The organism is Pseudomonas jilinensis (genome assembly GCF_003586265.1).
GTDB classification, from domain to species: domain Bacteria; phylum Pseudomonadota; class Gammaproteobacteria; order Pseudomonadales; family Pseudomonadaceae; genus Halopseudomonas; species Halopseudomonas phragmitis.
On record NZ_QJSA01000030.1, the window covers coordinates 1 to 5,664 of the forward strand.

General features: G+C 55.1%; 2 protein-coding genes and 2 pseudogenes. All 4 read left to right on the forward strand.

Annotated features, from left to right (window positions below; all coding sequences use genetic code 11):
* Nucleotides 1-387: pseudogene (locus C2846_RS18900) on the forward strand (DUF2345 domain-containing protein); the annotation flags it as partial.
* A 28-nt stretch (nt 388-415) separates the two neighbouring features.
* A complete protein-coding gene (locus C2846_RS18340; protein ID WP_165443865.1) occupies nt 416-1,132 on the forward strand; it encodes a DUF4123 domain-containing protein in 717 nt (238 codons plus the stop codon).
* Nucleotides 1,129-4,959, forward strand: a complete 3,831-nt coding sequence (locus tag C2846_RS18345) for a hypothetical protein (RefSeq protein ID WP_119702179.1) — start codon at nt 1,129-1,131, stop codon at nt 4,957-4,959. Before C2846_RS18340 ends, C2846_RS18345 begins: the two co-directional genes overlap by 4 nt.
* Nucleotides 4,959-5,664, forward strand: a pseudogene (locus C2846_RS18595) (hypothetical protein); the annotation flags it as partial. The gene C2846_RS18345 and the pseudogene C2846_RS18595, both read left to right, overlap by 1 nt.

Sequence of the window (5,664 nt, forward strand, 5' to 3'; positions counted from 1 at the left end):
CTGGGTCAGGGGCAGTTCATCGAAGCCGGCCAGGAAATCCACCTGTCCAGCGGCATGAAAGTAGTACTGGAGGCCGGCAGCGAGATCACCTTCAAGGTCGGCGGCAGCTTCGTCAAGCTCGACCCCAGCGGCGTCACCCTGGTCGGCCCCAGCGTCAAGATCAACTCCGGCGGTAGCGCGGGATCGGGTAGTGGGGCTGCGCCAAAGTTGCCGGGTGATACAGCGGTGGCAGAGTCGGATGAGGCGGGCGGTCTGTTGTCCTTCAGGCTCAAAGAAGCACGCAAGGGAAGCAGTCCCTTTGTTGAACTCTGCCAAAAGCCCAAGGGCGGCACGCCGGCTCAGTGCCCGTTGGCCGACTGCCCTTGCCGCAAAGCCAGTGGGGTTTAGGAGTATGGGTTATCAGCGAATGGGGCAGATGCCGCTGTTACAAGGTGATATCTACTGGTTGGCGGAGCCGCAGACTGGATTGCTGCAGACCTTGTATCAATGCGAGTCAGAGCCTGATCCGGTTCAACTGTTCGAAGGTACTGCTTTTGCGGCTCAGGCCAGCCAGTCCCCTATTTTGTTCAAACTTTCTTCGAGCAGCGGGGGGATGCTAAGTGTGCTTGCAGACGACCCCCGGAAATATGACGGCCTGCTTGTAGCCAGTTGTGCTGCGCGCGCTGAGCTGTTGTACCACTTGAGGAGCCTGCTAGAGGCGTCGTTCCTCCAGAAGCGCAAGGCCCTGTTGCGTTATTACGACCCTCGGGTGGCGAGCTACCTGCTGCCTACCTGCACGGGAGCGCTGCAAGCGCGCTGGTTGGGCCCTGTCAGTGCCATAGCCTGGTTTGGCGGAACCTGGGCTGATGAAGCTGAAGGGAGAAAGGAGTGGCATCTGCTGACACATGATGATGCCGTGGGCAAGTCGGTGTCGGATCAGTTGTTGGCACTTGACGATGAACAATTGCAGCGACTGGTTGACCAAGGTTACGAGCACTTCGCCTGGCGCTGGCTACAACAACGCTCAGGCTATCCGGTTTCACAGGTATTGGATTGGGTAAGGGCTGGGGTTGCGCTTGGACATAACGAGCAGAATTCGCTGAACGCCTGGTTGGATAGCCGGGTAGTTGCGCAAGGAGAGCAGCAAGGATGAGTAACAAGGTCTGTATTCTCGACCAGGGTCCGGCCTGTGAGCCAGACAAACTGATCGTCGAAATTGTAGGCAAGGAACACCCTGATAGCCAGAAGCTGTTGATTTGCGATGCGCAAGGGCAGCCGCTGGAGGCTGTGACCGCAGCAGCGGTTGAGGAAAGCATTTCTGGCGAAGGTGTATCCAGCCTGCTGAAAGTCTGGGATTGGGATGAGCAGCCAGGTGAAACGCTATATCTTGAAATCGCCAGTGAGTCAGGGGAGCCTATCCGCTTGCCCCTGCTGAGCGATTTGCGCGTAACTGCGCGCCAGGATGAAGCCCAGCTGAATCAAATTGTCCCTGTAGTGCCCTGTACTGCTCTACCCGGAATTCGCCGGCCCAATGACTTGGGAATACCAGTATTGGTGCGTAGCGGTTACATATATGTGTTCTATAGGCAGAAGCTCTGGCGCGAACTGGAAGTGCGCTTTACCGATACTGGCACATACTTTCATGACATTGATGTGGAAAGTTATCGCCGAGGGGAGCGGGGCTTTGCTTCTGGAAAGCGCGAAGCTACCGGTGTCGCACTTGAAGATATCTGGCTACCGGCGCAGTGGAATGGGCGCAGGGCGGGGCCTGTTCAGTTGATGTTCTCCGAGGTGCAGCTCAACTCGGCCCGCCTGGCGTATTTGGAAAGTCATGAAATGCGCTTGTCGTCGCGAACCCGTAGCCCCAACCTTTTGGTGTCCGAGCCGGTCTGGCAGCGGCGTTGGGCAGACAGCCCAGATGGCAAGACAATGCTGGAAACTTTTGTGGGCAGTGGTTCCGGTATTGCTTCCAATGCTGGTACCACACGTTACCGTATGGAGTTGTTTACTTTCCCGGTTAACCTTTGTCCTCCCCAGCGCCAGCGTCAGCCTGCGCATGAATGGTTGCTTGATCAGCCGGCACTCATGCTCTGCGATTTGAGCGGTGGCTACCCGGAACAAGCTATGGCATCTACCCGCCAGACGGCAGATGTTTGGCGAGCAGGGGAATCTGTTGATCCGCCTGCGGAGTTTGAGCCAGAGGCATGGCGTGGCTTTTATGTGAGAAGTGATGCAGGCAGTATTGACGACGATGCAGAAAAGCTTTGGCAGGCCCAGGAAGCGCAGTCAGATGTGCTGCAATCGGTGCGTGATCGGCAGCTTTATGCCGTGCTGTTGCCGGACTCCATGCATCGTATGCGCCACCTGCACGCGCGCATTGATTGTCTGCAAGAGCTGCTGAAAATCTGTGTACGCCTTGCCATTGAACACCCGCATCATGCCAGTGCTTTACTGTTGCACAATCTGGCGGTACCACCCTCTATTGGCGGTGGGCGTAACCCACTGCATCAAAGCCTGCAAAGCAAATTGGGTGAACGCGGCAAACGTGAAATCAACGTTGCCTCCGCTGCGGCCGAGCGAGCCTATGTCTGGCAACAATTGGACAACGCCCAGCAGATTTTGACTGATGGATTGAAGTCTGAGCAGTACCAGCAGTGCCTGGCTGATCACCTGAGTCTGGATCAATTTGATTATCAGGCAGCCATGTTTTCTGCGGTTCGTTTGATGGCCAGCATCGTTACATCGCCGGCGCAACTTGATCCGTTGGCTATCAATGGCGACATCCACAATGCTGTTACGGGTGCGCGCCTGCATCGCACGGGCCGCAGTCCGGGGCAGCAGTTAATGCGGGAAGTTGCCAATAGGGCGACTCACCCCCTGCACGTCATGCTCTGGCCGGAACTCAAGGAGGAGGAGCTCTTTGCTGCCTATCAACGGCCTGCTCAAGAAGAGCCTAACGCTGGCGATGGACGTTTCCGGGCAACAGCGCTGGCCAGCCTGGAAGAGCAGGACTCCCCTGATGAAAATACTGAAACACTGGATGGCATCACCCTGGCTTCTTTGATGAGCAGCGGCACCTTACAGGACAGTTTTACGGCACATAAAATTTTCAAGGCCGGGATGTCGGTGCTGTCCAAAATCAATGAAATATTGAGCGGCGCTGTTCTGGCTGCTGAGAACGGCATTGCCAATCTGGCCAACCAGACGATTGACAACAACCGCACCATGGCTGGGCACCAGGCTGATATTGACCGTGCGCGTCAAGACCAGAGCCGTCAGCGATCTGAGCTGGGTGCTAGAGGCCGTGCGATGAGTATCCAGTTGCACGGCATGAATGCCGAGCATCTGCGACAGACAATGCCCAGAGCCTTTGATAATGCTCTTTTTGTGCGTATAGGGAACCTTGGGAACAAAAAAATCACCGATTACTATCTCTTGGGGCTTGAAGATTTGCCGGAAGTGAATATTCAGGAGGCCGAGGGAAAAATGTTTGGCAGGTATCTGGACCGCGATGGCAAGCCTCTGGCTATGACCAACGGTACAGCTGCTCGCCGGGCAGGGATGCAAATTGCCCCGGAGGCCGGCACTTATTTTGTTATACCTCGTAATAGCGAAACCGCAGGCATTCTTAGTCAACTAAATCAGGCCATTCACCAAGAGTCATTGGCCAGTTCGGCACTGCTTGCCTCACGCGCAAGTGCTGAACAGTTAGGGGCGGACTTGCAGCGTGCGACTGACAATCTCAGACGGGCAAGAGAGGGGCTGGCGGCCCGAGTGCTGAACAGTAAACCCTTCTCCGCAGTGGTGTTGATGATGGAGATTTGGAATGTGCGTGTGGCTATCGAGGAGGCTGAGAAGATTGGCTTGGAGCGAGGGGAGGGAAGGCTAAAGGTAGGAATGTTTGCTGCTTATGCTGACCTAATGATCGCGCTTGAGGCTCTGACGAGCAAGCTGGTAAGCAACCAGTCTATTCTTAGTGCTGCTGGCCGCCCATTTGTAACATTGTCAGAGCAAAGGTTGGGGCGGATTGTGGGGATGAGGCTTGCCACGCATTTGGCCAAGGAAATTTCAGTACGTTTGTTGGGGCAGGTTACAGCAGGTCTGGTTTTTGCTGGCTTAAGTGTGTCAGATGCCATTCATGCCGCTCGATGGTCTGATAACGCAGTCTGGGGGCATGGCATGATGGCTGCTGGTGGTCTGCTGGCCGCTGGGGGGGCGCTGTTGGCTGGCTCGTCTCTGTTGGGGCCTGTAGGCCTCGCGGCTTTGGTATTGATTATTGGTGGGGCTGCGGTAGTTGCCTTGTTCAGCAATACGCCCTTCGAAGACTGGCTCGCAGGTAGTGCGTTTGCTGGAGAGAGTTCTGGCACGGGCAGTCAACATTACTTGAGAGACCCAGATCAGTCGTTTTATCGTCTGGTCGGCCTGTTCGCCGGCATAAGGATTCAAATTGATGAAAACCCTGAATATGATCCCGCCGCACTGAATGATGGCAGTGACTCCCCGGATGCCTTGAAGCTGCGTGCCAACACCTGCATTTCAGTACGCTCCAACATCAAGGGCATGGCGGCCCAGTTGGGCAGTCAAAGTCTAATCTTTAGATGTCAACTGATGCGTAATGAAGTGCGTTATGGTCATGGTAGCCTGGGGTTGAGTAGCAGGGCCACGCTCAGGCCACTACCCAGCATGAGTCATCCGCTATTCCAGCATGATGTTGACGATACTCTGGTTGTCTATGTCAATACGCCGGCAAATACGCGGCAAAGCCACCCTTTCCAGGATTATGATGAGTACCATTGGGAGGTCAGGGCACAGTTCAGGCTGAAGGATCCTCGGCATGATAAGTCCTGGGTATTCCCGGCACCTGAGCCCAAAGTGAAGCCTGTTGATCCGGCACGATACGAGGAGCCCTGCTTTACAAGAACCAATCAACTGTTGTGGGCTGATCAAGAGTCCCATGCCGCCACAGGAGTCGCCGGCTGATGAGCCTATCCAGTTATGCCGCTACGGCCTATTCACCCACTAATCTGCAGCGCCAAAGGCCGGCCAGGTCGCGCTCGGGACTCAAGCGTCTGGCAGGGCAGCGCTTGCCCTGGGGCAATACTCAGGCGGTTGTGCCTGATACCTATATGCGTCCAGAGCCGGAAAGCTTGCGCTATTGGGAGCAAGAGTACAAACGCCGAGATGAGCTGAAAGCTAAGGGAGCTTACAAACCCAAGCCGATGGAAAAGATAGATTTTCATGACCGCTGTGATCATGAGCATTATCGGCATGCTCCGTGGGCTAAACGCTCTCAGTTCTGGTTGTTTTTGCATGCGTTGGGTAAGGTTGGTTTCTTTATGTTTTTAGTGATTGGGTTCTTGGTGGCTCTTACAAGTGGCTTTATAGACAGAGGAGGGTTCTTGGAAAACTTCATTTTTAGTTTTCAAGTTCTTTTTCTCTATATCGGTTTGCCATGTATCTTCGCATGGAGCCTTGCTTCCCTGGTCATCCACAAATTCCCCCGTCTCTGGGCCAAACCCGGCAAAGGCCCCAAGTGGGAACTCAACCGTCGTACCGGCATGATTACGGTGTTCAAGTATCGCCGTGGTGAAGTGATCGAACAGCGTGCGCCGTTCCATGAGTTCGATGCCTACATCAACACCACACCCGACCGCCAGGGGCTGCCGATGAACGTACTGAGTCTGG

Coding starts and splice junctions, on each gene's coding strand:
- C2846_RS18340 (WP_165443865.1), top strand. CDS start 416: ATGCCGCTGTTACAAGGTGATATCTACTGGTTGGCGGAGCCGCAGACT.
- C2846_RS18345 (WP_119702179.1), top strand. CDS start 1,129: ATGAGTAACAAGGTCTGTATTCTCGACCAGGGTCCGGCCTGTGAGCCA.